Genomic DNA, 24,880 nt, shown 5'->3' with positions numbered 1-24,880 from the left:
GCCCGGCACGCCGCCGTCGTCGCCGGCCACGCGCAGCGGCGGGCCCGCGATCGCGCCCGGCCCGAGCTCCGCGGCCAGCGCCCGCGTGGCGGCCACCTTGAGATCGGGATCGGCGAGGCGCAGCGCGGCCAGGGCGCGAAGACGGGGATGCATCCCTACAATTCTAGTTTTCGTTCCTTTGGAGACACTCGCGATGGCCCTCTATGAACTCGACGGCGTGGCGCCGCAACTTGGCCGTGGTGCCTGGGTCGCCGACAGCGCGCAGGTCATGGGCAACGTGGTGCTGGGCGAGAACGCCAGCGTCTGGTTCGGGGCCGTGCTGCGCGGCGACACCGAGGCGCTGACCATCGGCCGCAACAGCAACGTCCAGGATCTGTCGGTGCTGCATGCCGACCTCGGCTGCCCGCTGACCCTGGGGGAGAACGTCACGGTCGGCCACCAGGTCATGCTGCACGGCTGCACGGTGGGCGACAACTCGCTGATCGGCATTCAGGCGGTGGTCTTGAATAACGCGAAGATCGGCCGCAATTCGATCGTTGGCGCCGGCAGCGTCGTGACCGAAGGCAAGGAGTTTCCCGACAACTCGCTCATCATCGGCTCGCCGGCCAAGGTGGTGCGCACGCTCGACGATGCGGCCGCCGCCAAGCTGCGGCAGAGCGCCGAGCACTATGTCGACAATGGCCGTCGCTTCGCGAAGGGCCTGAAGAAAATCGCCTGAGAAGGCGGGAGAGCGAGTTCCCATTGAGCGAGTTGCACAAGTTCCTGTTCGACGGCGTGCCGGTGCGCGGCATGATCGTGCGCCTGACCGATGCCTGGCAGGAGATCCTGGCGCGGCGCGCGTCCAACAGCACCACCGGCGCCTATCCGCCTCCGGTGGCCGAACTGCTCGGCGAGATGACGGCCGCGGCCACGCTGATGCAGGCCAACATCAAGTTCAACGGCGCGCTGATCCTGCAGATCTTCGGCGACGGTCCGGTCAAGATCGCGGTCGCCGAGGCCAAGCCCGACCTGAGCCTGCGCGCCACGGCCAAGGTGTCGGGCCAGCTGCCGGCCGACGCGCGCCTGCCCGACATGGTGAACGTCGGCAACAAGGGCCGCTGCGCGATCACCCTCGACCCCAAGGACAAGCTGCCGGGCCAGCAGCCGTACCAGGGCGTGGTGCCGCTGTTCGGTGACCGCGGGGAGAAGCTCGAGCGCCTCAACGAGGTGCTGCAGCACTACATGCTGCAGAGCGAGCAGCTCGACACCACGCTGGTGCTGGCCGCCGACGACAAGGTGGCCGCGGGACTGCTGATCCAGCGCCTGCCGGTCAAGGGCGAGGCCAATCTCGCAGGCAGCTCGGGCAGCGACCACGACCAGGCCAACGAGGACCAGATCGGCCGCAACGAGGACTACAACCGCATTGCGATCCTGGCCTCGAGCCTGACCAAGGACGAATTGCTGACGCTCGACGTCGACACCATCCTGCGGCGCCTGTTCTGGGAAGAGAAGCTGCTGCGCTTCGAGCCGCAGGCCGGTCTGCTGGGGCCGCACTTCGCCTGCACCTGCGGCCGCAGCCGGGTGGCGAACATGATCCGCGGTCTTGGCCAGGAGGAAGCCGAGGGCATCCTCGTCGAGCGCGGCGACATCGAGGTCGGCTGCGACTTTTGCGGCAAGCAGTACCGTTTCGACGCCGTCGACGCGGCGCAGATCTTCACGGCGCCGGGGGACCAGATGCCCGGGAGCGCGGTGGTTCAGTGACAGGCGCCTGCGCCGCACCCGTCCGCGGACGGGCGGCCAGGCAGCACCGATGCACCGGGTCGCGCGTTCAACGCACGGTCGACATGACCGTCGCCCGGCAGCGGCCCTGTTCGCGCGGGGCCAGCAGGCTGCAGTTGTCAAGGGCGCGCTGCTGCATGTCGCTGAGCCGCGGCCGTTCCCTGGATGGCGCGCCCTGCCAGTACTGGGGTCCGTAGCCGACCGGCGGGGGCGCGTAGTAGGGTTGCGCCGGACGGTAGTAGCCGGGCGGCGGCGGCGGCGGATAGTACGCCGGAGGCGCAGGCTCGTAGTACACCGGCGGTGCCGGCTGGTAATAGACCGGCGGCGGATTCACGTAAACGGGTGCCGGCTCTTCGTAGACCGGTCCGCCGACGCCGATGGAAAAGTTCACCTCGGCATGGGCGGCCGCGCCCAGCGAGAGGGCAGCGGCAGCAACGGCGGCCGAACCAGCCCATTTGGCGAACGCAGCGCGATGAAAGGTCAAGGATGTCTCCGGAGGAAGGCGAAAGCGCCTACGCCATTCCAAACGCTTCAGCCGCTGACTTGGTGGACTCGCGTGACGTTTTGTGACGTACCGCCACGTTGACGGGCCCTAGTAGGGCGGTGCCTTGCGCGCTCGCTGCGCTCGCGCCGCCTCGGTCCACCAGGCCAGGTCGTCGGCGAAGCGCCCGAACGCGCGTTCGAGCGCTTCGCCCGCGCTGCCGGTCGGTCTTGCATCTGCGTCCAGGGTCTGGGAGATCGGGCCGACCGCGAGCGTGCTCGAGACGACCACCATGCCCATCTCCGACAGGATGGAATGCCACACCGTGCCCGAGCGCACCCCCGAGAAACGGCCGGCCGAATAACTGGCGACGGCGGCCGGGCGCCAGAACCACTCCTCGAGGAAGTGATCGGTCAGGTTCTTCAGTCCGGGTTGTGGACCCCAGTTGTATTCGCCGGTTACGAAGACGAAGGCATCGGCGCTGCGGATCTTCTCGGCCAGGGCTTCCAGGCGCGCGGGGGCGCCGCCCTTGGGATACTCCTTGTACATGCGGTCGAGCATGGGCAGGTCGACCGCCTTGGCGTCCACCAGTTCGGCTTCGGCGCCTCGGGTCCCGAGGCCGGCGACCAGGTAGTCCGCGAGGCGGATGCCCATCCGGTCCGACCGGTACGAGCCATAGAACACCAGAATCCTGTCGCTCATCGCTGCTTCTCCTTCCACCATGCAAACACGCAAGTGTTGCCCAATCGGATCGGCCTCGTCGAGGGCCGCGGCGGCGGCCGATGTCAGGGGCGGGTTTCGAAGCCGCTGAACCGGATGTCCGGTGCGCTCGTGTTGTGCCGCGACGGCACGGTCCGGCCGAAGCGCAGCTGCATCGCCTCGAGCGTGCGCACCGAGGGCAGATCCTGGTCTTGCGGGGCCGAACCGGGCGTGGCTTGCCAGCTCAGCGCGCTCACGTCCGCGTTGTCGGCAGCCACGTACATCGAGCGCAGTGCCGCGAAGGGCTGATCGCGGCGTGTGGGCGGCTTCAGCGAGACATCGAGCGCGGTGCGAGTCGCGCTGATCTCCGCGGCCTTCACCTCGGCACCGCCGCCGCCGGCGAAACGCAGGCGGAGGGCGAGGGGCTTCGTCCGGACCTCGATCGCGTCGATGTTCACCACCGGCCGGCCGTCCGTCTCGACCGGGCCCATCAGGATGGAGGAGCCGTACACGCCGTCGCCAAAGCGCGCGAGCGGCAGCGGCTTGATGCGCCAGTAGCCGTCGGTCGGATACACCACCAGCGCCTCCAGGGGCCTGGCGCCGGCCTTCTTTGCGAAGACCTGCAGCAGGTGGATGTCGTCCTCGGTGCGCGTTCCGACCTTGACCGGCACGCGGCGTGGCCGCCAGAAGGTGGGCAGCGTGATGCCGACGATCAGCCAGTCCCTGCCGTCGTGGAACACCACGCGGCGCGGCTTGAAGGTGTAGCTCGGATCGGTGGGGTGGGCACCGCCCTCGAAGTTGCAATTGGAAAAATCGGGGGCAGTGCTATCGGCCTGGATGCTGTCGAGGTAGGGGGGCTGCAGCGCCTCGACGCGAAAGCGCGCAATGCCCGCCCCGTGCAGGACCATCGATACGTTGTCTTCCTCGGCGCAGGCGGTCGGTCGGGTCAGGTTCTCGACGGTGACGCTGGCCGGCGCGGCTGCAGCGCCAACGCAGAACCAGAGGACCATGGCGCCGCCGAGGACCCGGCGCAAGGCGGCGGCGTGGCTCATGAAGCGGTGCCGGCGTCGACGCGCTGTCGAACGAGATCGGTGAACAGCCGATGCTCGCAGGCCGGATCGGAGCACTTGTCGCAATCCCATCGCGCGAGCCGGCGAGGGCCTTCGGGGGCTTCGAGGCCCAAGGCGCGAAGCGCATTGGCCAGGCGCTCGTCAGCCCGGCCGTGGATCACCGCAAAGGACAGGCCGGCGCCGACCAGTGCCGCGCGCAGCAGGGTGTCGGCGCGCTCGTGCTGCAGCGCGGCCGGGCCGAGCGCGTCCGCAGCGGAGGGTTCGAGCCCGACGAGCAGCGTGCGGGCATGGCGTCGGTGCGCAGCGAGGGCGTCGTCGAGCAGGGAGTGGTCGCCGTGCAGCAGCGCTCGCGCGACCGCCTGGCCGAGCAGGGTGTCGTCGGCCACGGTGACACCATGAGGTCGCAGCCGGGCCGCGAGCGCGCCGGCCAGTCCGCGCTTGCCGCTGCTGTCGGCGCCCAGCAGCGCGACCGTGCTGCCGGCGGAAAGGGCGGGGTTCATTGGAGGACCTTCTCGGCTGCGGTGCGAGCGCCTTCGGGCGGCCGGGCGGCGCGTGCCGGCGCCCTCAGTGCGTGATCTGCACGAACACTTCGTTGGGCTTGACCATGCCGAGCTCCTGGCGGGCCCGCTCCTCGACCATCTCGAGCCCTTCCTTGAGGTCGTTGACCTCGGAGGACAGTCGCTCGTTGGCGATCGCCGCCTTGGCGTTGGCTTCCTTCTGGTCGGCCAGCTTCTCCTGGAGCTGCGCCACGTCGCGCACGCTGCCGCGCCCGGTCCAGAGCTGCCATTGGAGGACCAGCAGCAACAGGACCAGGATGATCGGAACGATGCGTGAGCGCATTGCGCCGGATCCGCGGGCAGATCAGCGCAGGTTGTAGAAGGCGCGCAGGCCCGGGTACGAAGCGACATCACCGAGGTCTTCCTCGATGCGCAGCAACTGGTTGTACTTGGCGATGCGGTCCGAGCGCGACAGCGAGCCGGTCTTGATCTGGCCGGCATTGGTGCCGACCGCGATGTCGGCGATGGTGCTGTCTTCGGTCTCGCCCGAGCGGTGGCTGATCACCGCGGTATAGCCGGCGCGCTTGGCCATCTCGATCGCGGCAAAAGTCTCGGTCAGGGTGCCGATCTGGTTGATCTTGATCAGGATCGAATTGGCGATGCCGCGGTCGATGCCTTCCTGCAGGATCTTGGTGTTGGTGACGAACAGGTCGTCGCCGACCAGCTGCACGCGCTTGCCGAGGCGTTCGGTCAGGTGCTTCCAGCCGTCCCAGTCGCCTTCGTGCATGCCGTCCTCGATGCTGATGATCGGGTACTTGTCGACCCAGCTCGCCAGCATGTCGGTCCAGCTCTCGGCCGTGAGGCTCAGGTTCTCGCCGGCCAGCACGTACTTGCCGTCCTTGTAGAACTCGCTGGCGGCGCAGTCGAGGCCGAGGGCGATCTGTTCGCCGGCCACGTAGCCGGCCTTGTCGATGGCCTCCAGGATCAGCTGGATGGCCGCTTCGTGACTCTCGACGCTGGGTGCGAAGCCGCCTTCGTCGCCGACGGCCGTACTGATTCCGCGGTCGCCGAGGATCTTCTTCAGCGCATGGAACACCTCGGCGCCGTAGCGCACCGATTCGCGGAAGCTCTTGGCGCCCACGGGGATGATCATGAATTCCTGCAGGTCCAGGCTGTTGTTGGCGTGGGCGCCGCCGTTGATGACGTTCATCATCGGCACCGGCAGCTGCATGCCGCCCATGCCGCCGAAGTAGCGGTACAGCGGCAGGCCCGATTCCTCGGCCGCGGCGCGGGCCACGGCCATCGACACGGCCAGGGTCGCGTTGGCGCCCAGTCGGGCCTTGTTCTCGGTGCCGTCGAGGTCGTTCAGCGTGCGGTCGAGGAAGGCCTGCTCGCTGGCATCGAGGCCGAGCACCGACTCGGAGATCTCGGTGTTGATGTTCTCGACCGCCTTGAGCACGCCCTTGCCCAGGTAGCGGCCCTTGTCGCCGTCGCGCAGCTCGATCGCTTCGCGCGAGCCGGTCGATGCGCCCGAAGGCACGGCGGCGCGGCCCATGGTGCCCGATTCGAGCAGCACGTCGCATTCGACGGTGGGGTTGCCGCGGCTGTCGAGGATTTCGCGCCCGACGATGTCAACGATTGCACTCATCTCTTTTCTCTTTCTCAATGACAGGAATCACATACCTTCGACGACGATCATTCGCATGATCGCGGCGCCCTGGCGCGACGCGCGCGCCTTGCCGTACTCGGGCGAGTCGTTGAATTTCTTCGCTTGTTCGACGCTCGGGAACTTGAGGATCACGATGCGCTCGGGATGCCAGTCGCCCTCGAGCACCTCGACCTTGCCGCCGCGCACGCAGACTTCGGCCCCGTGCGTCTTCATGGCTTCGGAGGACCACTTCTTGTAGTCCTCGTATTGCGCCGGGTTGGTGACCTCGACGTTGGCGATGATGTAGGCGCTGGTCATTGCTGGAAGATGTCCTCCAGAAATGCGTTCTTCTTGGTGACGGTGTCGAGCGCCAGCAGCGTCTCGAGCAGCGCCTTCATGTGCTTGAGCGGCACGGCGTTGGGGCCGTCGCTCAGCGCCTTGGCGGGATCCGGATGGGTCTCCATGAAGAGGCCCGCCACGCCGACCGCGACCGCGGCGCGCGACAGCACCGGCACCATCTCGCGCTGGCCGCCCGAGCTGGTGCCCTGGCCGCCGGGCAACTGCACCGAGTGCGTGGCGTCGAACACCACGGGAGCGCCGGTCTCGCGCATGATCGCCAGCGAGCGCATGTCCGAGACCAGGTTGTTGTAGCCGAAGCTGGCGCCGCGTTCGCAGGCCATGAAGCTGTCTTCGGGCAGGCCCTTTTCCTTGGCTGCCGCACGCGCCTTGTCGATCACGTTCTTCATGTCATGCGGCGCGAGGAACTGGCCCTTCTTGATGTTGACCGGCTTGCCCGACTGCGCCACGGCGCGGATGAAGTCGGTCTGGCGGCACAGGAAAGCCGGCGTCTGCAGCACGTCGACCACCTGGGCGGCGGCCGTGATGTCTTCTTCCGTATGCACGTCGGTCAGCACCGGCAGGCCGAGTTCGCGCTTGACCTTGGCCAGGATCTCGAGCCCCTTGTCGCGGCCCGGGCCGCGGAAGCTGGTGCCCGACGACCGGTTGGCCTTGTCGAAGCTGCTCTTGAAGATGAAGGGAATGCCGAGCGCGGCGGTGATCTCCTTCAGCGTGCCGGCGGTGTCCATTTGAAGCTGCTCGGACTCGACGACGCAGGGTCCTGCGATCAGGAAAAACGGCTTGTCCAGCCCGATGTCGAATCCACACAGCTTCATGCCACCACCTTCAATGCCTTCTTGTCCGCCCCCTGATGCTCGAGCGCCGCCTTGATGAATGCGTTGAACAACGGATGACCGCCCCAGGGCGTGGACTTGAACTCGGGGTGGAACTGCACGCCCATGAACCACGGGTGCACGTCCTGCGGCAGCTCGACGATTTCGGTCAGGTGCTCGCGCTGCGTCAGCGCCGAGATGACCAGGCCGGCGCGGCGCAGTTCGTCCAGGTAGTTGACGTTGGCCTCGTAGCGATGGCGGTGGCGCTCGGTCACGACGTCGCCGTAGATGCTGTGGGCCAGCGTGCCGGGCGCGACGTCGGAGCTCTGCGCGCCCAGGCGCATCGTGCCGCCGAGGTCGGACTTCTCGTCGCGGGTCTTGACCGTGCCGTCGTTGTCCTTCCACTCGGTGATCAGCGCGATCACGGGGGTGGGCGTCTCGGCGTCGAACTCGGTGCTGTTGGCGTTCTTGAGGCCGGCCACGTTGCGCGCGTACTCGATGGTCGCCACCTGCATGCCCAGGCAGATGCCGAGGTAGGGCACCTTGGTCTCGCGGGCGAATCGGGCGGCGGCGATCTTGCCCTCGACGCCGCGCTGGCCGAAGCCGCCGGGCACCAGGATGGCGTCGTACTTGCCGAGCCGGGCCACGTCCTGCGGCGTGATGGTTTCCGAGTCGATGTAGTCGATCTTCACGCGGKCATGGTTCTTCATGCCGGCGTGGCGCAGCGCCTCGTTGAGCGATTTGTAGCTGTCCGACAGGTCGACGTACTTGCCGACCATCGCGATGGTCACTTCCTTTTTCGGATGCTCGACCTCGTAGACCAGGTCGTCCCAGCGCTTGAGCTTGGCCGGCGGCGTGTTGATGCGCAGCTTGTCGCAGATGAGCCCGTCGAGGCCCTGCTCGTGCAGCATGCGCGGCACCTTGTAGATGGTGTCGACGTCCCACATCGAGATCACGCCCCATTCGGGCACGTTCGAGAACAGCGAGATCTTGGCCCGCTCGTCGTCGGGGATCGGCCGGTCGGCGCGGCACAGCAGGGCGTCGGCCTGGATGCCGATGGCGCGCAGTTCCTTGGCCGTGTGCTGGGTCGGCTTGGTCTTGAGCTCGCCGGCGGCGGCGATCCAGGGCACGTAGCTCAAGTGAACGAAGGCCGAGTTGTTGGGGCCCATGCGCAGGCTCATCTGGCGCACCGCCTCGAGGAAGGGCAGCGACTCGATGTCGCCGACCGTGCCGCCGATCTCGACGATCGCGACGTCGACTTCATGGGCGGTGCCGATGCCGGCGCCGCGCTTGACGTATTCCTGGATCTCGTTGGTGATGTGCGGGATCACCTGCACCGTCTTGCCGAGGTAGTCGCCGCGGCGCTCTTTCTCGAGCACGGACTTGTAGATCTGGCCGGTGGTGAAGTTGTTGGCACGGCGCATCCGCGTCGTGATGAAACGCTCGTAGTGGCCGAGGTCGAGGTCGGTCTCGGCACCGTCGTCGGTGACGAACACCTCGCCATGCTGGAAGGGCGACATCGTGCCGGGGTCGACGTTGATGTACGGATCGAGCTTGATGAGGGTGACTTTGAGGCCGCGGGATTCGAGGATGGCGGCGAGAGAGGCGGAGGCGATTCCCTTGCCCAGGGAAGACACCACACCGCCGGTGACGAAGACGAATTTGGTCATGCCAGTTCCGGACGCAGATCCGGGAAGTGGGAAATGTCGATTATAGGCGCCGTACTTGCTCGCCCCCCGAAGGCTTCCCGCACTTCGTGTCGGCAAGCCCTCCCCCCCGACCGGGGGGCGGGCCGGCCGCTTGGGGCGGCCCCCCGGCCTCGATCCTCGGCGCTTTAAACTCTGCCGATGCAACAAGAACTTGCCGGCAAACACATCCTGCTGGGCCTCACCGGGGGCGTGGCCTGCTACAAGTCGGCCGAGCTGTGCCGGCTGCTGGTCAAGGCCGGCGCCACGGTGCAGGTGGTCATGACCGAGGCGGCGGCGCAGTTCATCACGCCGGTGACGATGCAGGCGCTGTCGGGCCGGCCGGTCTACAGCTCGCAATGGGATGCGCGCGAAGCCAACAACATGCCGCACATCAACCTGAGCCGCGAGGCCGATGCGATCCTGCTGGCGCCGGCCAGCGCCGATTTCATCGCCCGGCTGGTGCAGGGGCGTTCCGACGAACTGCTGAGCCTGCTGTGCCTGGCGCGGCCTTCGGAGCGGGTGCCTTTGCTGATCGCGCCGGCCATGAACCGCGAGATGTGGATTCACCCGGCGACGCAGCGCAACCTGCGCCAGGTCGATGCCGACGGCGCCCGCGTGCTGGGCGTGGGCAACGGCTGGCAGGCCTGCGGCGAGACCGGCGATGGCCGGATGCTCGAGCCGCAGCAGCTGCTCGAGGAAGTCATCGCCCAATTCCAGCCCAAGGTGCTCTCCGGACAGCAGGTGGTCGTCACGGCCGGGCCGACTTTCGAGGCGCTCGATCCGATCCGCGGCATCACCAACCATTCTTCCGGAAAGATGGGTTTCGCGATTGCCCGCGCCGCGCGAGATGCCGGCGCAGAGGTCACGCTGGTGGCCGGCCCCGTCCATCTGCCGACGCCACGCGGCGTGCGCCGAATCGACGTGCTGTCGGCGCAGGAGATGCTCGAAGCCACTCAGCAGGCGGTGCAGGCGGCGTCGGTCTTCGTCGCCACCGCGGCGGTCGCCGATTGGCGTCCGACCTCGCACAGTGAACAGAAGATCAAGAAGGACGGCAGCGGCAAGCCGCCGGTGCTGCACTTCGTCGAAAACCAGGACATCCTGTTGACCGTGGCCCAGAGCGCGCGCGCCAAGGCCGGCGCGCTGTTCTGCGTCGGCTTCGCAGCCGAGAGCGAGAATCTCGCCCAGCACGCGAAGGCCAAGCGCGAGCGCAAGGGCATTCCGCTCTTGGTCGGCAACATCGGTCCGCTGACCTTCGGCCAGGACCACAACAGCCTGCTGCTGGTCGATGCCAACGGCGTGCGCGAACTGCCGCAGGCGCCCAAGCTCACGCTGGCGCGCGAACTGGTGCTCGAGATCGCGGCCCGCCTTCCTGCCGCCGGTTCGCACTGAACCCGCGGCGTTCCCTCCATCACCGCAACAACAAGCAAAGGCACCCCATTGAAAGTCGACGTTCGCATCCTCGATCCCCGCATGCAGGACCAACTGCCTGCCTACGCGACCTCCGGCAGCGCCGGACTCGACCTGCGGGCCTGCCTCGACGCGCCCATCACGCTGGAGCCGAATGCGTGGCAACTGGTGGGCACCGGGATCGCGATCCACCTGGCCGACCCGGGCTATGCGGCGTTGATCCTGCCGCGCTCGGGGCTCGGCCACAAGCACGGCATCGTGCTCGGCAACCTGGTCGGGCTGATCGACAGCGACTACCAGGGCGAGTTGAAGATCAGCGCCTGGAACCGCAGCGACACCCCGTTCGTCCTGCAGCCGATGGAGCGGCTGGCGCAACTGGTGATCGTGCCGGTGGTGCAGGCGCGGTTCAATGTCGTGGCCGAGTTTCCGCCGAGCGAGCGCGGAGAGGGCGGCTACGGCTCCACCGGCAAGCATTGAGGGCCAGGTGCGGCGCAGGCCCGCGCCTTGCCTACGCGTAAAGAATGGAACTGGAGACGCTGTGATGCATCGAAGGTTTCAGCATCTGTCCAGGTCATCGGGCGCGTCGCTGCTGCGTTGATTGCATGCGAGGCGCCAAACGGCCGCCGTTTTTTAAGAAGCAACCTGTCATGAAACATTCCATCCGCATCGCTTCAGTCACGTTTTCGGTGGTGGCGCTGGCCACGCTGACCGCTTGCGTGGCACCCGCCCCGGTCTACCAGACCACGCGCTATCCGTATCAACCGCCGCAACCGATGGCACAAGGCCCGTATGTCGAGTACGGCCGTGTCGCCAACATCGAGGTGATCCAGAGCCAGTCCTCGGGTGCGGCGCCGAGCGGCGCCGGCGCGGTGGTCGGCGGTCTGGCCGGCGGCGTGCTCGGCCACCAGGTCGGCAGCGGCCGCGGCAATACCGCGGCGACCATCGCCGGTGCGGTCGGCGGTGCGCTGATCGGCAACGCGGTCGAGGCCAACAACAATGCGCCGCGCACCTACCAGAGCTTCCGGGTCTCGGTGCAGACCGACAACGGCGGCTTCCGGGCCTTTGACGTGCCTTCGCCGGGCGACCTGCGCATCGGCGATCGCGTACGCATCGACAACGGCCAGATATCGCGCTACTGAGCCAGGCGCACCTGAACGAAAAAGCCGGGCGCTGCCCGGCTTTTTTGTGCACGCAGGGAGGGTCAATGCAACAGATTGTTGCCAGGGGCTGTGGCCGGGACCTTGAAGAAGCCGGTGCCCGCGCTGCCGCGGCCGATTTCTTCCTCGCTGGCTTCGCGCACCGATTTCACGGTCATGTCGAGCCGGATCGCGATGCCCGCCAACGGATGATTGCCGTCGAGCACCAGGTGTTCCGGATAGATCTCGCTGACGGTGTAGAGCACGTCCCTGGGCATGTCGGGATTCACGCCCTGCGGCAGCGCCGCGCCGTCGAAGGTCATGCCTTCTTCGGTGCCTTCCGGGAACAGCTTGCGCGGCTCCAGGAACAACAACTGGTCGTTGAAGTCGCCGAAGGCCTGTTCGGGCTCGAGCTGCAGCAGCACCCGGGCGCCGGGCTCATGGCCGAGCAGGGCGGCTTCGATCGCATCGAAGAGATCRTCGCYGCCGACCAGGAATTCCACCGGGTCGTCGAGCACGTCCAGCACTTCGCCCAGGGTGTCTTTCAGCGTCCAGGTCAGGCCGACCACGCATTGTTCTGAGATTTCCATTGCAGAATTCTCCCATGGAGATCGATCAACCCTTGCCCCTGCTCGGCGGCCTGACCGCCCAGCAGTTCATGCACCGTCACTGGCAGAAGAAACCCCTGCTGGTTCGCCAGGCCGTGCCCGCCATGGTGCCACCGATTGCGCGTTCCGCGTTGTTCGGGATGGCCGCCCGCGACGAGGTCGAATCGCGCCTCATCCGCCATGGCCCGGCGGGCTGGGCCCTGAAGCACGGCCCGTTCGCGCGCCGGGCGCTGCCGCCGTTGCAGCAGCCCGGCTGGACCCTGCTGGTGCAGGGCGCCGACCTGCATGACCAGGGCGCGCATGAACTGCTGCAGCAGTTCCGCTTCGTCCCCGATGCGCGGCTCGACGACCTGATGATCAGCTATGCCAGCAACGGCGGTGGCGTGGGTCCGCATTTCGACAGCTACGACGTGTTCCTGCTGCAGGCGCAGGGAAGCCGCCGCTGGTCGATCGGCAGGCAGCGCGACCTGGCCTTGCAGCCCGACGTGCCGCTGAAGATCCTGGCCCAGTTCGAGCCGGAGCAAACTTTCGTCCTCGAGCCCGGCGACATGCTGTACTTGCCGCCGCGCTATGCGCACGACGGCGTTGCGGTCGGCGACGATTGCATGACCTACTCGATCGGCCTGCGCTCGCCGGCTGCCGCGCCGCTTGGTGCCGACTTGCTGGCGCGCATCGCCGAGGCGCACGGCGACGAGTTGCAGGATGCCCCGGCCGGCTCGGCCGTGCACTACCGCGACCCGAAGCAGCCTGCGCTGGACCGGCCGGCCGCGATGCCGCCGGCGCTGCAGGCCTTCGCGCGCGAGGCGGTGCTGGCCGCGCTGCGCGATGGCGACGTGATCGACCGTGCGCTCGGCGAGTCGATGACCGAGCCGAAGCCGACGGTCTGGTTCGATGCCGGTGAAATGCCCGAGCGCTGGAGCGGCGTGGCGCTGGACCGCCGCACCCGCATGCTCTACGACGCGCGCCATCTCTACATCAACGGCGAGAGTTTCCGCGCGGGCGGCCGCGACGCGACGCTGATGCGGCGGCTGGCAGACCAGCGCATGCTCGGCGCGCGCGACCTGGCGGGCGCCAGCGAGGACGCGCTCGCACTGCTGGGCGACTGGTGCGAAGCGGGGTGGCTGCATGCCGGATGACAGCGTCGGCATCGACTTGCCCGAGGGCGCCTTCGACGGCCGCCAGGCCTTCCAGGCGCACCTGCATGCAGCGCTCGACGCGGCGGCGCGGCAGAACTGGCGCGAGATCGTACTGTCGGACCCCGACTTCGTCGACTGGCCCCTCGGCGAGCGCGCGAGCGTCGAGGCCTTGCAGGCCTGGTCTGCGGCTGGGCGCGGCTTGGTGTTGCTGGCGCAGCATTTCGACGTCTTCGCGCGTGAACATGCACGCTTCGTGCAATGGCGCCGCATGTGGAGCCACATCGTCGACGCCCGCGTCTGCCACGGCCCCGGCGTGCCGTCGGTGCCCAGCGCGATCTGGACGCCCGGCTGGTTCCTGCATCGCATCGATGTCGAGCATGCGCGAGGGGTTTGCGGCCGTGCGCCGGAGGGGCGGCGCGCCCTGCGCGAGCGCATCGACGAATGCCTGCGCCATGCGCGGCCTGCATTTCCGGCGAGCACGCTGGGCTTGTAAGCCAACGCCGCGAATTGCACCGCGACAGTGCGTGGGGCTGGAGAGCCGGCCTAGAATTTTTTGACTGCCATTTTCATCCCAAGGAGTCACCCCATGAAGAAATCCGTTCTGCTCGCTTCGCTGCTCGCCGCTGTCGCCTTGGCGGCCTGCGGAAAGAAGGAGGAAGCCCCGCCGGCCGTGGTCACGCCGCCGCCGGCGCAGGTCGCGCCGCCAGCGGCACCAGCGGCACCCGCAGAGTCCGCGGCGACGCCGTCGCCGAGCGCGTCTTCCGCGCTCGATGCCGCCAATGCGGCGACCGAGGCCGCGAAGAAGAGTGCCGAGGCCCCGCCTGCCAAGCCCTGAGGCCGGCCGCCGTCCCTGCGGGCCGCCTTCGGGCGGCCTTTTTCATGGTTTCACAGGTCGAGCCAGGGGGAGCCTTCCGCGGCCGTGGCGGTGAGCATCTCGTGCTCGATGGCGCCGAGCGCCTCGGCCATCATGCGGCGCACGATCTCCGGCCGGTTGTTCTGCTCGCTCAGGTGGGCCGCCACCACGTGGCGCAGGCCGCCGTGATGCACCGCGCGYGCGATGGCTGCGGCGGCTTCGTTCGAGAGATGGCCGTAGTTGCCGCCGACGCGCTGCTTGAGGAAGGGCGGATAGGCCGAGCCGGCCAGCAGCTCGCTGTCGTGGTTGAACTCGAGCAGCAGGGCATCCAGGCCCATGAGGCGTGCCAGCACATGGGGCGTCGCGTGGCCCAGGTCGGTCAGCACGCCGAGGTGCCGTGCGCCGTCGGTGCAGCGCAACTGCAGCGGCTCGCGCGCATCGTGCGGCACGGTGAAGGGCAGGAGGCGGAGCTCGCCGACCTCGATGTCGACGCCGTCCCGCGCGAGCATGAGACGGCCTTCGTAGTCGTGCCCGCCGGTCGCCAGCCAGGTGCCTTCGCTCATCCACACCGGGATCCGTTCGCGGCGCGACAGCGCCCGCGCGCAGCCGATGTGGTCACCGTGCTCGTGGGTGATGAAGATGGCGTCGATGTCGCCGGCCGCGAGGCCGGCCCGCGCCAGCCGGCTGTCGAGTTGCTTCAGTCCGAAGCCGCAGTCGATCAGGAGCCGTGAGGTGCGCCCGCCGCTGGTCGCTTCGACCAGCGTGGCGTTGCCGGTGCTGCCGCTGCCCAGACTGCGAAAGCGCAGCATCGGGAGCGGACGGCTTACTTCAGGTCGTCGGCGATGACCCGCACGATGCGTTGCGCATTGGCCGTGCTGTCGGCCGCGCCGCTCTCGTTCAGGACCGACACCGTGCTGGTCTCGCCCTGGCCCTTGACCAGGATGCGGAACTTGAGCGGCGCCTCGGTCTTGCCGGGCCCGAAGTTGAGCAGCTTGGCGAACACGCTGGGTTCCGACTTGTTCGGGTTCGGCGGCACATAGCGCACGAAGTAGGTACCGGCGGAGCGGTCGCGGTCCTCGACCGTGAAGCCCGTGCGGTCGAGGGCCAGGCCGACGCGGCGCCAGGCGCGATCGAAGTTCTCGCTGATCTGCACAACCGGCTGGCCGCCGACGGTGGAGACCTTGGCGGTCTGCGGCGCGGCGCCGGCGGCGGCGATGACCTTCGACTGCTCTTGCGAGACGCCGAGCTTGACCATCAGGCGACGCATGAACTCGGCTTCGAGCTCGGGGTCGCTGGCGCGTGGCTGCCAGGCCGTCTGGTCCTTGCGCGAGCTGCTGTAGACCTCTTCCATGCCGCGGTGGCTGATGAAGATCTCGGTGCCGTTGGGCGTGCGCTCCATCCGGGTGCGGAAGCGGTCGAGCTCACCGGTCGAGTAGACCGAGTCCATGAGCTTGCCGATCGTGCTGCGGATGATGTCCTGCGGCAGCTTGGCGCGGTTCTCGGCCCAGTCGGTTTCCATGATGCCGAGATTGCGCTGGTCGGTGGTGAGCAGGAAGCCGCTCTCCTGCCAGAAGTCGCGCACCGGCTCCCAGAGCTGGTCGGCCGAGCGGTTGACCACCAGCCAGCGCTGCGTGCCGGCGCGCTCCATGCGCACGTCGCCGATCGAGCTGACCGCGGTCGGCTGGCCCGGCGCACTGGCGAGGCCTGCCTGGTAGGCGTTGGCCGTGACCGCGCCGCCCGGGATCGCGTAGCGGTTCTCGCGCGTGAGCTGGCTCAGGTCGGGCGGAACCTCGAGGGTCGGGGCCTTGCCGGCGCTCTTGTAGTTGATCTTGTCGCTCTCGAGGGCCGAGCAGGCAGCGAGACTGGCGACCAGGGCCAGCAATGCGAATCGCGAAATGGTTTTCAACGTCTACTTCCTTGAGCTCAATCGGTGGGCGCGGTGCCCGCTCCTTCAGAGCGCGGCCCGGGCAAAAGGTTGCCGGCGTTCGCGAACGCCCGCTGTAAAGATGGGGTCAGTCCTTGAGGAGGCCGCTGGCGCGCAACGCGGATTCGACCATCGGCCGGCCGCTTTCGGACAGTTCGGTGAGGGGCAGGCGCAGGGTGCCGCCGCACAGTCCGAGCCGTGCCATGGCCCACTTGAGCGGAATGGGATTCGGTTCGACGAACAGGTGGCGGTGCAGCGGCATCAGTTCGAACTGGATCTGCATCGCGCGCTTGACGTCGCCGGCGATCGCGGCGACGCAGAGCTCGTGCATCTTGCGCGGCGCGACATTGGCCGTGACGCTGATGTTGCCCTGGCCGCCGCACAGCATCAGCGCGACCGCGGTCGGGTCGTCGCCGGAATAGACCGCGAAGCTCTTGGGCAGGTCGCGGATCAGCCATTGGGCGCGTTCGATGTTGCCGGTGGCTTCCTTGATGCCGATGATGCCGGGCACCTGCGACAGGCGCAGCACGGTGTCGTGCGCCATGTCCGCCACCGTGCGGCCGGGCACGTTGTAGAGCACCGTCGGCAGGTCGCCCACCGCTTCGGCGATCGCCTTGAAGTGCTGGTACTGGCCTTCCTGGGTCGGCTTGTTGTAGTAGGGCACCACCTGCAGCTGGCAATCGGCGCCCACGCCCTTGGCGAACTTGGCGAGTTCGATCGCTTCCTTGGTGGAATTGGCGCCGCAGCCGGCCATCACGGGCACGCGGCCGCGGGCCTGTTCGACCGAGACGCGGATGATCTCGCAGTGCTCCTCGACGTCGACCGTCGGCGATTCGCCGGTGGTGCCGACGACGCCGAGGCAATCGGTGCCTTCGTCGATGTGCCAGTCGATCAGCCGGCGCAGGGCGGGATAGTCGACGCTGCCGTCGTCGTGCATCGGCGTGACGAGCGCAACGATGCTACCTGTCAGTTGCTCCAAGGGAATCTCTTTGTGGGTTGCCCGAAAAGCAGCCATTCTACTGATTGGCCCCGCCCCCCGGCATTGGACCGCCCTTGCTAGGGCGCTTGCAAGGGATGGCGCAGCGGCGACCCGGGACCGGTCTGCGGACGGACGGCGGCGATTCGCTGGACGAAACGCTCCGGTTCGGACAGGAATCCATCCTCGTAGGCCACCACGCGCAGGCCGGCGCAGGCCGCCAGCAGTTCGCCGGGCTGGAGCAGGAAATCGGGCCGCGACGGCTTGCCCACGCTCTCGTTGCCTGCCGCGAAGGTTTCATAAAGCAAAACGCCGCCGGGCGCCACTGCCCGGACGATGTCCGGCAGGCGCGGGCGCCAGAGGTAGTTGGTGACGACGACCGCGCCGAAATGCCGGCCTTCGAAGGGCCACGGGCCGTCCTCGATGTCGGCCAGCACGGCCTGGCCGAAGGGCGCAGCCGCATCGACGGCCTCCGGCGAGCGATCGACGCCGGTCGCGGGATGGCCCCGGCCGGCGAACCAGCGCATGTGGCGGCCACTGCCGCAGGCCACGTCCAGCACCGGGGCACCGGGCGCCAGCAGGTGCGACCAGCGCACGATCCAGGGCGAGGGCGCGAGCGTCGCGTGGTTCATCAAGAGCAGCTCCAGATCTGGCCGGCCAGGGTCACGAGGAACTCCGGACGGGTGTAGAGAGCGAAAACCGCCGCCAGCGCGAGCGTCGCAGCGCCCAGCCAGGCGGCCCGGACCAGGCGATGGCGGGTGATTCCGTTCATGGCGGCGGTCACGCCGGTTGCACGCGCGGACGCAGGATCGCGCTTTCCCTGACCGGCAGGTTGATCAGCGCGGCCATCATGCCGAGCATGATCGCGATGTACCAGACCAGGTCGTAGCTGCCCAGGCGGTCATACAGGTAGCCGCCGAGCCAGACGCCCAGGAAGGAGCCGATCTGGTGGCTCAGGAAGACGAAGCCGCCGAGCATCGAGAGGTGGGCGACGCCGAAGATCTGGGCCACGATGCCGCTGGTCAGCGGCACGGTGGAAAGCCAGAGGAAGCCGATCACGGCGGCGAACGCGTAGACCGAGAGCGGCGACAGCGGCGCCAGCAGGAACAGTGCGATCGCCACCGCGCGGCCCAGGTAGATGGCCGCCAGCAGCTTGCGCTTGGCCAGCCGGGCACCGAGCGCACCCGCGGTGTAGGTGCCGAAGATGTTGAACAGCCCGATCAGCGCCAGGGCATAGCTCGCCACCTCGGGCGAGAGCCCCTTGTCGCGCAGGTAGCTCGGCATATGGACGCCGATGAACACGACCTGGAAGCCGCAGACGAAGTAGCCCGCCATCAGCATCACGAAACTCGGGTACTTGAAGGCCTCCTGGACGGCCTGCAGGATGGTCTGCTCGCGCTTGCCGCTGGCAGCCGCCAGCCGTGGCTCGCGCAGCGAGAACGCCAGCGGGACGATCAACAGCACCATGGCGGCCAGCGCCAGCAGCGCGGTCTGCCAGCCGAGCCGGGCGATCAGCTGACCCTCGACCGGCACCATCAGGAACTGGCCGAAAGAGCCGGCGGCGGCCGCGACGCCCATGGCCCAGGAGCGGCGCTCGGCCGGGATCTGGCGCCCGATCACGCCGTAGATCACGGCGTAGGTGGTGCCGGCCTGGGCGGCGCCGATCAGCACGCCGGTGGTCAGCGCGAACAGCAGCGGCGTTTGCGACAGCGCCATGCCGGCCAGGCCCAGCGCATAGAAGATGGCGCCGGCCACCATCACCCGGAGGGCGCCGAACTTGTCGGCCAGCATGCCGGCGAAGACGCCGAAGACGCCCCAGGAAAGGTTCTGGATCGCCAGCGCGAGCGAGAAGGCCTGGCGGGTCCAGCCCTGGTCCTGGGTGATCGGCTGCAGCCACAGGCCGAAGCCATGTCGGATCCCCATCGACAGGGTGACGATCAGGGCGCCGCAGAAGAGCACCCGCTGGATGCCGAGCGGCTGGGAGGAAGAGGTCATCCCGGAAAATGTACCCAAAAGCGGGTGAGCATGTCGGTGCTCCGCCAGCGCCGATTGTTGAAATCTTTACCGGTCATTGATGCGCGAGGCGTAGTACCGGGCGACGGGCCTGTCCGGCACCAAGGCCTAGAATCCCGCGCCATGGCAAGCAAGGAACCAGGCAGTTACGGCGAATCGTCGATTCGCGTCCTCAAGGGCCTCGAGCCCGTCAAGCAGCGGCCCGGGATGTACACCCGCACCGACAACCCGCTGCACATCATTCAGGAAGTAYTGGACAACKCCGCCGACGAGGCGCTCGCSGGCTACGGCAAGAAGATCAAGGTCACGCTGCACGCCGACGGCTCGGTCAGCGTCGAGGACGACGGCCGCGGCATTCCGTTCGGACTCCATCCGGAAGAGAAGGCGCCGGTGGTCGAACTGGTGTTCACGCGGCTGCACGCGGGCGGCAAGTTCGACAAGGGCTCGGGCGGCGCCTACAGCTTCTCGGGCGGGCTGCACGGGGTCGGCGTGTCGGTGACCAACGCGCTGTCGACCCGGCTCGAGGTCAGCTCGTACCGCGAGGGCTCGGTGGCGCAGCTCGCGTTCTCGGCCGGCGACGTGATCGAGAAGCTCAAGGTGCGGCCGCAGGAGAGCGCGGCCGCCGCGGCCAACGGCGACGGCGCGCGCGACCGCAGGCAGGGCACCACGGTGCGCGCCTGGCCGGACCCGAAGTATTTCGAGTCCGCGGCGCTGCCGGTCAGCGAACTGACCCACCTGCTGCGCAGCAAGGCGGTGCTGATGCCCGGCGTCACGGTCACGCTGGTGGTCGAGAAGACCAAGGAAGTCCAGACCTGGCTCTACAAGGGCGGCCTGCGCGACTACCTGATGCAGACCCTCAACGGCGATCCGGTGATTCCGCTGTTCGAAGGCGCCGGCCATGCCGACAAGAACGCCGACAACTTCGCCGAAGGCGAGGGCGCCGACTGGTGCGTGGCCTTCACCGAGGACGGCCAGCCGGTGCGCGAGAGCTATGTCAACCTGATCCCGACCAGTGCCGGCGGCACCCACGAGAGCGGGCTGCGCGACGGCCTGTTCAACGCGGTCAAGAGCTTCATCGAGCTGCACTCGCTGCTGCCCAAGGGCGTCAAGCTGCTGCCTGAGGACGTGTTCGCGCGAGCCTCCTACGTGCTGTCGGCCAAGGTGCTCGACCCGCAGTTCCAGGGCCAGATCAAGGAACGGCTCAATTCGCGCGATGCGGTGCGGCTGGTGTCCAGCTTCGTGCGGCCGGCGCTTGAGCTCTGGCTCAACCAGCACGTCGACTACGGCCGGAAGCTCGCCGAGCTGGCGATCAAGGCGGCCCAGACACGGCAGCGGGCGGGCCAGAAAGTCGAGAAGCGCAAGGGCTCCGGCGTCGCCGTGCTGCCCGGCAAGCTGACCGATTGCGAGAGCAAGGACACGGCGCACAACGAGGTCTTCCTGGTCGAGGGCGACTCGGCCGGCGGCAGCGCCAAGATGGGCCGCGACAAGGAAAGCCAGGCCGTCCTGCCGCTGCGCGGCAAGGTCCTGAACACCTGGGAAGTCGAGCGCGACCGGCTGTTCGCCAACACCGAGATCCATGACATCTCGGTCGCGGTCGGCGTCGATCCGCACGGGCCCAGCGACACGCCCGACATGTCGGGCCTGCGCTACGGCAAGGTCTGCATCCTGAGCGATGCCGACGTCGACGGCTCGCACATCCAGGTGCTGCTGCTGACGCTGTTCTTCCGCCATTTCCCGAAGCTGATCGAGGCCGGCCACGTGTACGTGGCCAAGCCCCCGCTGTTCCGGGTCGATGCCCCGGCGCGCGGCAAGAAGCCGGCCTCCAAGTTCTATGCGCTCGACGAGGGCGAGCTCACGGCGATCCTCGACAAGCTGCGCAAGGACGGCGTGCGCGAGGGCGCCTGGAGCATCAGCCGCTTCAAGGGGCTGGGCGAGATGAACGCCGAGCAGCTGTGGGAGACCACGCTGAACCCCGACACGCGGCGGCTGCTGCAGGTGCGGCTGGGACGCTTCGACACCCAGGGCACCGAGGGCGAGATCACCAAGCTCATGGGCAAGGGCGAAGCGGCCGCGCGGCGCGAGCTCATGGAGCTGCGGGCCGATGACGTGGAAATCGATGTTTGAATGTGGCTCGCCCCCAGGTTGCCGCTCACTGCGTGTAGCGGCGCCCACCCCCTGCCGGGGGCAACACCAGAGGCCCGGCGAAGCCGGTTCCTCGGTGTTCCACGAAGGGGCCTGGGTGCGCCGGCCGGAACAGGGGGGCGGCAAACATTTCGTGACGTTGTGCATGGCTGAGCCGGGCTGCGCGCCGGCATAGTGCCGGATGGTCAATCCGATGAAAGCTTGGCTTCTGTCGATGCTGCTGCTGCTTGTGCCGCTGGCGCGCGCGGCCGACATCTACGGCTACATCGACGACAAGGGCGGCGCGCATTTTGCCTCCGAGAAGATCGACGAGCGCTACCAGGTCTTCTTTCGCGGCGGCCAGAGCTTCGACACGGCGAACGGCATCGCGCCGCCGCTGCTGCGCGGCCGCAAGGGCGCGATCGACGGCCCCGTGCCGCGCGCCTCGCAGTCCCTGCTGGCGCTGGTCGAGGCCTCGCCGGGCTACAAGGTCGCGAAGTCGGCACTGCGCGATGCGTCGCGCAATCACGGCATCGACTACGAATTGCTGCAGGCGCTGATCGCGACCGAATCGGGCTTCGATGCGCAGGCGGTGTCGCCCAAGGGCGCGCTCGGCCTGATGCAGCTGATGCCGGCGACGGCCGAGCGCTACGGCGTGGCGCCGGACAAGCGGGCCTCGATCGAGTCCAAGCTGTTCGATCCGCGCATCAACATCGCCACCGGTTCGCGCTACCTGCGCGACCTGATCGCGATGTTCCCGGGCCAGATCGAACTCGCGCTGGCGGCCTACAACGCCGGCGAGGGGGCGGTGCAGCGCGCCGGCAACAGGATTCCCAACTACCCCGAGACCCGCAACTACGTGACGACCGTACTGCAGCTCTATGCCTACCTGAAGCCGGCCGCGGCCCTCGGGCGGGGCAGCTCGGCCGGCCRCATCCACATGGCGCTGGTGCCGAAGGGCGGGGCGGTCGGGCGTGGCAACATGCCGTCCGACGCGCGCCGCATGCCTGCRCTCCCCGAGCCGAGCGATCCGTCGCCCGCGGGGGCTTTCGATCCCGCGGCGCCGGCGACGCCGTAGACCCGCAAACCTTTCTCTCTTCCTTCTCTTTCCATGGATTCCCAACCGACGCTCGATCTGCAGAGCCCCGAAGACGATGGCGCGCTGACGCTGGCCGACTACGCGCAGACCGCCTACCTCGAATACGCGCTGAGCGTGGTCAAGGGCCGCGCCTTGCCCGATGTCTGCGACGGCCAGAAGCCGGTGCAGCGGCGCATCCTCTATGCGATGTCGCGCATGGGGCTGGGCTTCGGCGGCGCCAACGGCACCGTCGGCGCCAAGCCCGTGAAGAGCGCGCGCGTGGTCGGCGACGTGCTGGGCCGTTTCCACCCGCACAGCGACCAGGCTGCCTACGACGCGCTGGTCCGCATGGCGCAGGATTTCTCGCAGCGCTATCCGCTGGTCGACGGCCAGGGCAACTTCGGCAGCCGCGACGGCGACGGCGCCGCGGCGATGCGCTACACCGAGGCCCGCCTGGCCCGCATCACCAGCCTGCTGCTCGACGAGATCGACGAGGGCACGGTCGACTTCATCCCGAATTACGACGGCTCGACCGAGGAGCCGCGCCTGCTGCCGGCGCGGCTGCCGTTCACGCTGCTCAATGGCGCCAGCGGCATCGCGGTCGGCCTGGCGACCGAGATCCCGAGCCACAACCTGCGCGAGGTCGCCGATGCCTGCGTGGCGCTGATCAAGGCCAACGGCAAGCTGACGGACGAGGAACTGTTCGCCATCGTGCCCGGCCCGGACTATCCGGGCGGCGCGCAGATCATCAGCAGCGCGACCGACATCGCCGACGCCTATCGCACCGGCCGCGGCTCGCTCAAGGTGCGGGCCCGCTGGAAGATCGAGGAGCTGGCGCGCGGCCAGTGGCAACTGGTGGTCAACGAGCTGCCGCCGGGCGTCAGTTCGCAGAAGGTGCTGGAAGAAATCGAGGAGCTGACCAATCCGAAGATCCGCGCCGGCAAGAAGGCGCTCTCGGTCGAGCAGACGCAGCTGAAGGCGGCGGTGCTGTCGCTGCTCGACGGCGTCCGCGACGAGTCGAGCAAGGACGCGCCGGTGCGCCTCGTGTTCGAACCCAAGACCTCGCGCATCGGCCAGGAGGAGTTCAGCACGATGCTGCTGTCGCAGACCTCGCTGGAGACTTCGGCGCCGATCAACCTCACGATGGTCGGCATCGACGGCAAGCCGACGCAGAAGTCGCTGCGGCAGATGCTCAACGAATGGGTCGCCTTCCGCGAGATCACGGTCGAGAAGCGTTCGCGCCATCGCCTGGGCAAGGTGCAGGACCGCATTCACATCCTCGAGGGGCGGCAGCTGGTGCTGCTCAACATCGACGAGGTGATCGCGATCATCCGCGCCGCCGAGGACCCGAAGGCGGCGCTGATCGCGCGCTTCAACCTCAGCGAGCGGCAGGCCGAGGACATCCTCGAGATCCGCCTGCGGCAACTTGCGCGGCTGGAGGCGATCAAGATCGAGCAGGAGCTCAAGGGCCTGCGCGAGGAACAGAAGAAGCTCGAGGACATCCTCGCCAGCCCGGCCGCGCTGCGCCGCCTGCTGGTCAAGGAGATCGAGGCCGACGCGAAGAGCTTCGAGGATCCGCGCCGCACGCTGATCCAGGCCGAGAAGCGCGCGGTCGCCGAAGTGCGCGTGGTCGACGAACCGGTGACCGTGATCGTGTCGCAGAAGGGCTGGGTGCGCACGCAGAAAGGCTGGGCCAGCGAGCGCGCCGCGGGCGCGGCGGCGCCGGAGTACAGCTTCAAGTCGGGCGATGCGCTGTACGAGGCCTTCGAATGCCGCTCGGTCGACATGCTGCTGGTCTTCGGCACCGCCAAGGACAAGGGCGTGCGCGTCTACAGCGTGCCGGTGGCCTCGCTGCCGGGCGGTCGCGGCGACGGCCAGCCGGTGACGACGCTGATCGACCTCGACAGCGGCACGCACGTGGCGCATTACTTCGCCGGGCCGCTCGGCGCCAGCCTGCTGCTTGCGAACACCGGCGGCTACGGCTTCATCGCGGCGGTCGAGAACATGGTCTCGCGGCAGCGCGGCGGCAAGGCCTTCATCGACGTCGGCGAGGGCGAGCAGCTCTGCCGGCCGTCGCTGGTCGGCGGCGCCGGCGGTGCCGAGCCGTTGCCGGCGGCCACGCACGTGGCCTGTGCCTCGACCGGCGGCCGGATCCTGACCTTCGAGATCGGAGAAATCAAGGCACTGCCGAAGGGCGGCCGCGGGTTGACCTTGATCGACCTCGAGGCCAAGGACACGCTGGCCGGTGCGGCGGCCTACACCCGCAGCGTGAAGATCGAGGGCATCGGCCGCGGCGGCAAGGAGCGCGAGGAGACGCTGGAAATCCGCACGCTCAACAACGCCCGCGGCAGCCGGGCGCGCAAGGGCAAGGCGGCCGACCTCGGCTTCAAGCCGAGCGGCATCGTGCGCGTGCTGTAGGGACGCGGGCCATGGAAATCGGAATCATCGGGCTGGCGATCGCGGTCCTGAGCGGCCTGGCCAGTTTCGTGCTGGGCCGCTGGCTGTCGAACCGCCGGCGGCAGAAGAAGGCCGAGCAGGCCCGGGCGGCCGCCGAGGCCGGACAGAGCCGGCAGGTGCGGCGGGCGCAGGAGCGTCAACGCAGACGTTGAGCCGGTCGC

Annotated in this window: 28 protein-coding genes; 12 read left to right on the top strand and 16 right to left on the bottom strand. The window is 68.3% G+C overall.

The window, feature by feature from the left end:
* Positions 1-193: 193 nt before the first annotated feature.
* Positions 194-718, top strand: a complete 525-nt coding sequence (locus tag AC1D2E_RS07470; protein WP_478196802.1) for a gamma carbonic anhydrase family protein — start codon at positions 194-196, stop codon at positions 716-718.
* A gap of 23 nt (positions 719-741) precedes the next feature.
* On the top strand, positions 742-1,740 hold the full coding sequence (gene hslO, locus AC1D2E_RS07465) for an Hsp33 family molecular chaperone HslO (protein ID WP_478196801.1): 999 nt from the start codon (positions 742-744) through the stop codon (positions 1,738-1,740).
* A 67-nt stretch (positions 1,741-1,807) separates the two neighbouring features.
* Here the strand turns inward: hslO and AC1D2E_RS07460 are convergent, their stop codons facing one another.
* From AC1D2E_RS07460 to AC1D2E_RS07420, 9 genes are all read right to left on the bottom strand, one after another.
* Complete coding sequence (locus tag AC1D2E_RS07460; RefSeq protein ID WP_478196800.1) at positions 1,808-2,242, bottom strand: hypothetical protein; 435 nt, start codon at positions 2,240-2,242, stop codon at positions 1,808-1,810.
* A 108-nt stretch (positions 2,243-2,350) separates the two neighbouring features.
* On the bottom strand, positions 2,351-2,941 hold the full coding sequence (locus AC1D2E_RS07455; protein ID WP_478175816.1) for an NADPH-dependent FMN reductase: 591 nt from the start codon (positions 2,939-2,941) through the stop codon (positions 2,351-2,353).
* A gap of 83 nt (positions 2,942-3,024) precedes the next feature.
* Positions 3,025-3,990 carry a hypothetical protein gene (locus AC1D2E_RS07450; RefSeq protein WP_478196799.1) on the bottom strand — a complete coding sequence of 322 codons (966 nt, stop codon included), beginning with the start codon at positions 3,988-3,990 and terminating at the stop codon, positions 3,025-3,027.
* A complete protein-coding gene (locus AC1D2E_RS07445) occupies positions 3,987-4,508 on the bottom strand; it encodes an ATPase (protein ID WP_478196798.1) in 522 nt (173 codons plus the stop codon). Before AC1D2E_RS07445 ends, AC1D2E_RS07450 begins: the two co-directional genes overlap by 4 nt.
* A gap of 64 nt (positions 4,509-4,572) precedes the next feature.
* Positions 4,573-4,848, bottom strand: coding sequence for a cell division protein FtsB (ftsB, locus tag AC1D2E_RS07440; protein ID WP_478175863.1), 276 nt, complete (start codon positions 4,846-4,848; stop codon positions 4,573-4,575).
* A gap of 21 nt (positions 4,849-4,869) precedes the next feature.
* Positions 4,870-6,153, bottom strand: a complete 1,284-nt coding sequence (eno, locus tag AC1D2E_RS07435; RefSeq protein ID WP_478175819.1) for a phosphopyruvate hydratase — start codon at positions 6,151-6,153, stop codon at positions 4,870-4,872.
* 27 nt (positions 6,154-6,180) lie between these two features.
* Complete coding sequence (locus AC1D2E_RS07430; protein ID WP_478175820.1) at positions 6,181-6,471, bottom strand: DUF1330 domain-containing protein; 291 nt, start codon at positions 6,469-6,471, stop codon at positions 6,181-6,183.
* Entirely contained in the window at positions 6,468-7,325 is an 858-nt protein-coding gene (gene kdsA, locus AC1D2E_RS07425; protein ID WP_478196797.1) for a 3-deoxy-8-phosphooctulonate synthase, read from the bottom strand. The genes AC1D2E_RS07430 and kdsA overlap by 4 nt, the downstream gene beginning before the upstream one ends.
* The gene (locus tag AC1D2E_RS07420; protein ID WP_478196796.1) at positions 7,322-8,992 is read right to left on the bottom strand and encodes a CTP synthase; all 1,671 of its coding nucleotides are present in this window, start codon (positions 8,990-8,992) and stop codon (positions 7,322-7,324) included. Before AC1D2E_RS07420 ends, kdsA begins: the two co-directional genes overlap by 4 nt.
* A 177-nt stretch (positions 8,993-9,169) precedes the next feature.
* Here AC1D2E_RS07420 and coaBC point away from each other — a divergent pair, with 177 nt between their 5' ends.
* The 3 genes from coaBC (at position 9,170) to AC1D2E_RS07405 (ending at position 11,556) form a co-directional block, all read left to right on the top strand.
* Positions 9,170-10,399, top strand: a complete 1,230-nt coding sequence (coaBC, locus tag AC1D2E_RS07415) for a bifunctional phosphopantothenoylcysteine decarboxylase/phosphopantothenate--cysteine ligase CoaBC (protein WP_478196795.1) — start codon at positions 9,170-9,172, stop codon at positions 10,397-10,399.
* Between the two features lie 48 nt (positions 10,400-10,447).
* Positions 10,448-10,894, top strand: a complete 447-nt coding sequence (dut, locus tag AC1D2E_RS07410; RefSeq protein ID WP_478196794.1) for a dUTP diphosphatase — start codon at positions 10,448-10,450, stop codon at positions 10,892-10,894.
* 170 nt (positions 10,895-11,064) lie between these two features.
* Positions 11,065-11,556: an outer membrane lipoprotein gene (locus AC1D2E_RS07405; protein WP_478196793.1), complete on the top strand. Its 492-nt coding sequence runs from the start codon at positions 11,065-11,067 to the stop codon at positions 11,554-11,556.
* A 62-nt stretch (positions 11,557-11,618) separates the two neighbouring features.
* Here the strand turns inward: AC1D2E_RS07405 and AC1D2E_RS07400 are convergent, their stop codons facing one another.
* On the bottom strand, positions 11,619-12,143 hold the full coding sequence (locus tag AC1D2E_RS07400; protein WP_478196792.1) for an FKBP-type peptidyl-prolyl cis-trans isomerase: 525 nt from the start codon (positions 12,141-12,143) through the stop codon (positions 11,619-11,621).
* A gap of 14 nt (positions 12,144-12,157) precedes the next feature.
* Between AC1D2E_RS07400 and AC1D2E_RS07395 the strand changes: the two genes are divergently transcribed.
* The 3 genes from AC1D2E_RS07395 to AC1D2E_RS07385 all read left to right on the top strand — a co-directional run bounded on the left by AC1D2E_RS07395 (position 12,158) and on the right by AC1D2E_RS07385 (position 14,132).
* A complete protein-coding gene (locus tag AC1D2E_RS07395) occupies positions 12,158-13,297 on the top strand; it encodes a JmjC domain-containing protein (protein ID WP_478196791.1) in 1,140 nt (379 codons plus the stop codon).
* Positions 13,287-13,790, top strand: a complete 504-nt coding sequence (locus AC1D2E_RS07390; protein ID WP_478196790.1) for a hypothetical protein — start codon at positions 13,287-13,289, stop codon at positions 13,788-13,790. Before AC1D2E_RS07395 ends, AC1D2E_RS07390 begins: the two co-directional genes overlap by 11 nt.
* 93 nt (positions 13,791-13,883) lie before the next feature.
* Complete coding sequence (locus tag AC1D2E_RS07385) at positions 13,884-14,132, top strand: hypothetical protein (RefSeq protein ID WP_478196789.1); 249 nt, start codon at positions 13,884-13,886, stop codon at positions 14,130-14,132.
* A gap of 50 nt (positions 14,133-14,182) precedes the next feature.
* Here AC1D2E_RS07385 and AC1D2E_RS07380 read toward each other — a convergent pair whose 3' ends face one another.
* The 6 genes from AC1D2E_RS07380 to AC1D2E_RS07355 all read right to left on the bottom strand — a co-directional run bounded on the left by AC1D2E_RS07380 (position 14,183) and on the right by AC1D2E_RS07355 (position 19,045).
* Positions 14,183-14,959 (bottom strand): MBL fold metallo-hydrolase, encoded by a 777-nt coding sequence (locus AC1D2E_RS07380; protein ID WP_478175830.1) that lies wholly within the window; start codon positions 14,957-14,959, stop codon positions 14,183-14,185.
* 14 nt (positions 14,960-14,973) lie between these two features.
* Positions 14,974-16,056: an outer membrane protein assembly factor BamC gene (bamC, locus tag AC1D2E_RS07375; RefSeq protein ID WP_478196788.1), complete on the bottom strand. Its 1,083-nt coding sequence runs from the start codon at positions 16,054-16,056 to the stop codon at positions 14,974-14,976.
* A 106-nt stretch (positions 16,057-16,162) separates the two neighbouring features.
* Positions 16,163-17,089, bottom strand: coding sequence for a 4-hydroxy-tetrahydrodipicolinate synthase (dapA, locus tag AC1D2E_RS07370; RefSeq protein WP_478196787.1), 927 nt, complete (start codon positions 17,087-17,089; stop codon positions 16,163-16,165).
* 41 nt (positions 17,090-17,130) lie between these two features.
* Positions 17,131-17,682: a class I SAM-dependent methyltransferase gene (locus AC1D2E_RS07365; RefSeq protein ID WP_478175833.1), complete on the bottom strand. Its 552-nt coding sequence runs from the start codon at positions 17,680-17,682 to the stop codon at positions 17,131-17,133.
* Entirely contained in the window at positions 17,682-17,822 is a 141-nt protein-coding gene (locus AC1D2E_RS07360; protein ID WP_478196786.1) for a hypothetical protein, read from the bottom strand. The genes AC1D2E_RS07365 and AC1D2E_RS07360 overlap by 1 nt, the downstream gene beginning before the upstream one ends.
* 8 nt (positions 17,823-17,830) lie before the next feature.
* Positions 17,831-19,045 carry an MFS transporter gene (locus tag AC1D2E_RS07355; protein WP_478196785.1) on the bottom strand — a complete coding sequence of 405 codons (1,215 nt, stop codon included), beginning with the start codon at positions 19,043-19,045 and terminating at the stop codon, positions 17,831-17,833.
* A 141-nt stretch (positions 19,046-19,186) separates the two neighbouring features.
* Between AC1D2E_RS07355 and AC1D2E_RS07350 the strand changes: the two genes are divergently transcribed.
* From AC1D2E_RS07350 to AC1D2E_RS07335, 4 genes are all read left to right on the top strand, one after another.
* Complete coding sequence (locus AC1D2E_RS07350) at positions 19,187-21,187, top strand: DNA topoisomerase IV subunit B (protein ID WP_478196784.1); 2,001 nt, start codon at positions 19,187-19,189, stop codon at positions 21,185-21,187.
* 211 nt (positions 21,188-21,398) lie between these two features.
* Positions 21,399-22,262 carry a lytic transglycosylase domain-containing protein gene (locus AC1D2E_RS07345; RefSeq protein WP_478196783.1) on the top strand — a complete coding sequence of 288 codons (864 nt, stop codon included), beginning with the start codon at positions 21,399-21,401 and terminating at the stop codon, positions 22,260-22,262.
* Between the two features lie 33 nt (positions 22,263-22,295).
* Complete coding sequence (parC, locus tag AC1D2E_RS07340) at positions 22,296-24,680, top strand: DNA topoisomerase IV subunit A (protein WP_478196782.1); 2,385 nt, start codon at positions 22,296-22,298, stop codon at positions 24,678-24,680.
* Between the two features lie 11 nt (positions 24,681-24,691).
* On the top strand, positions 24,692-24,871 hold the full coding sequence (locus tag AC1D2E_RS07335) for a hypothetical protein (protein ID WP_478175839.1): 180 nt from the start codon (positions 24,692-24,694) through the stop codon (positions 24,869-24,871).
* The last annotated feature ends 9 nt before the right edge of the window (positions 24,872-24,880 follow it).

The sequence above is a fragment of the Variovorax sp. P1_H2 genome, assembly GCF_056405295.1.
The sequence above is the reverse complement of the archived record's forward strand: the minus strand, read 5'-3'. Positions and strand labels throughout refer to the sequence as shown.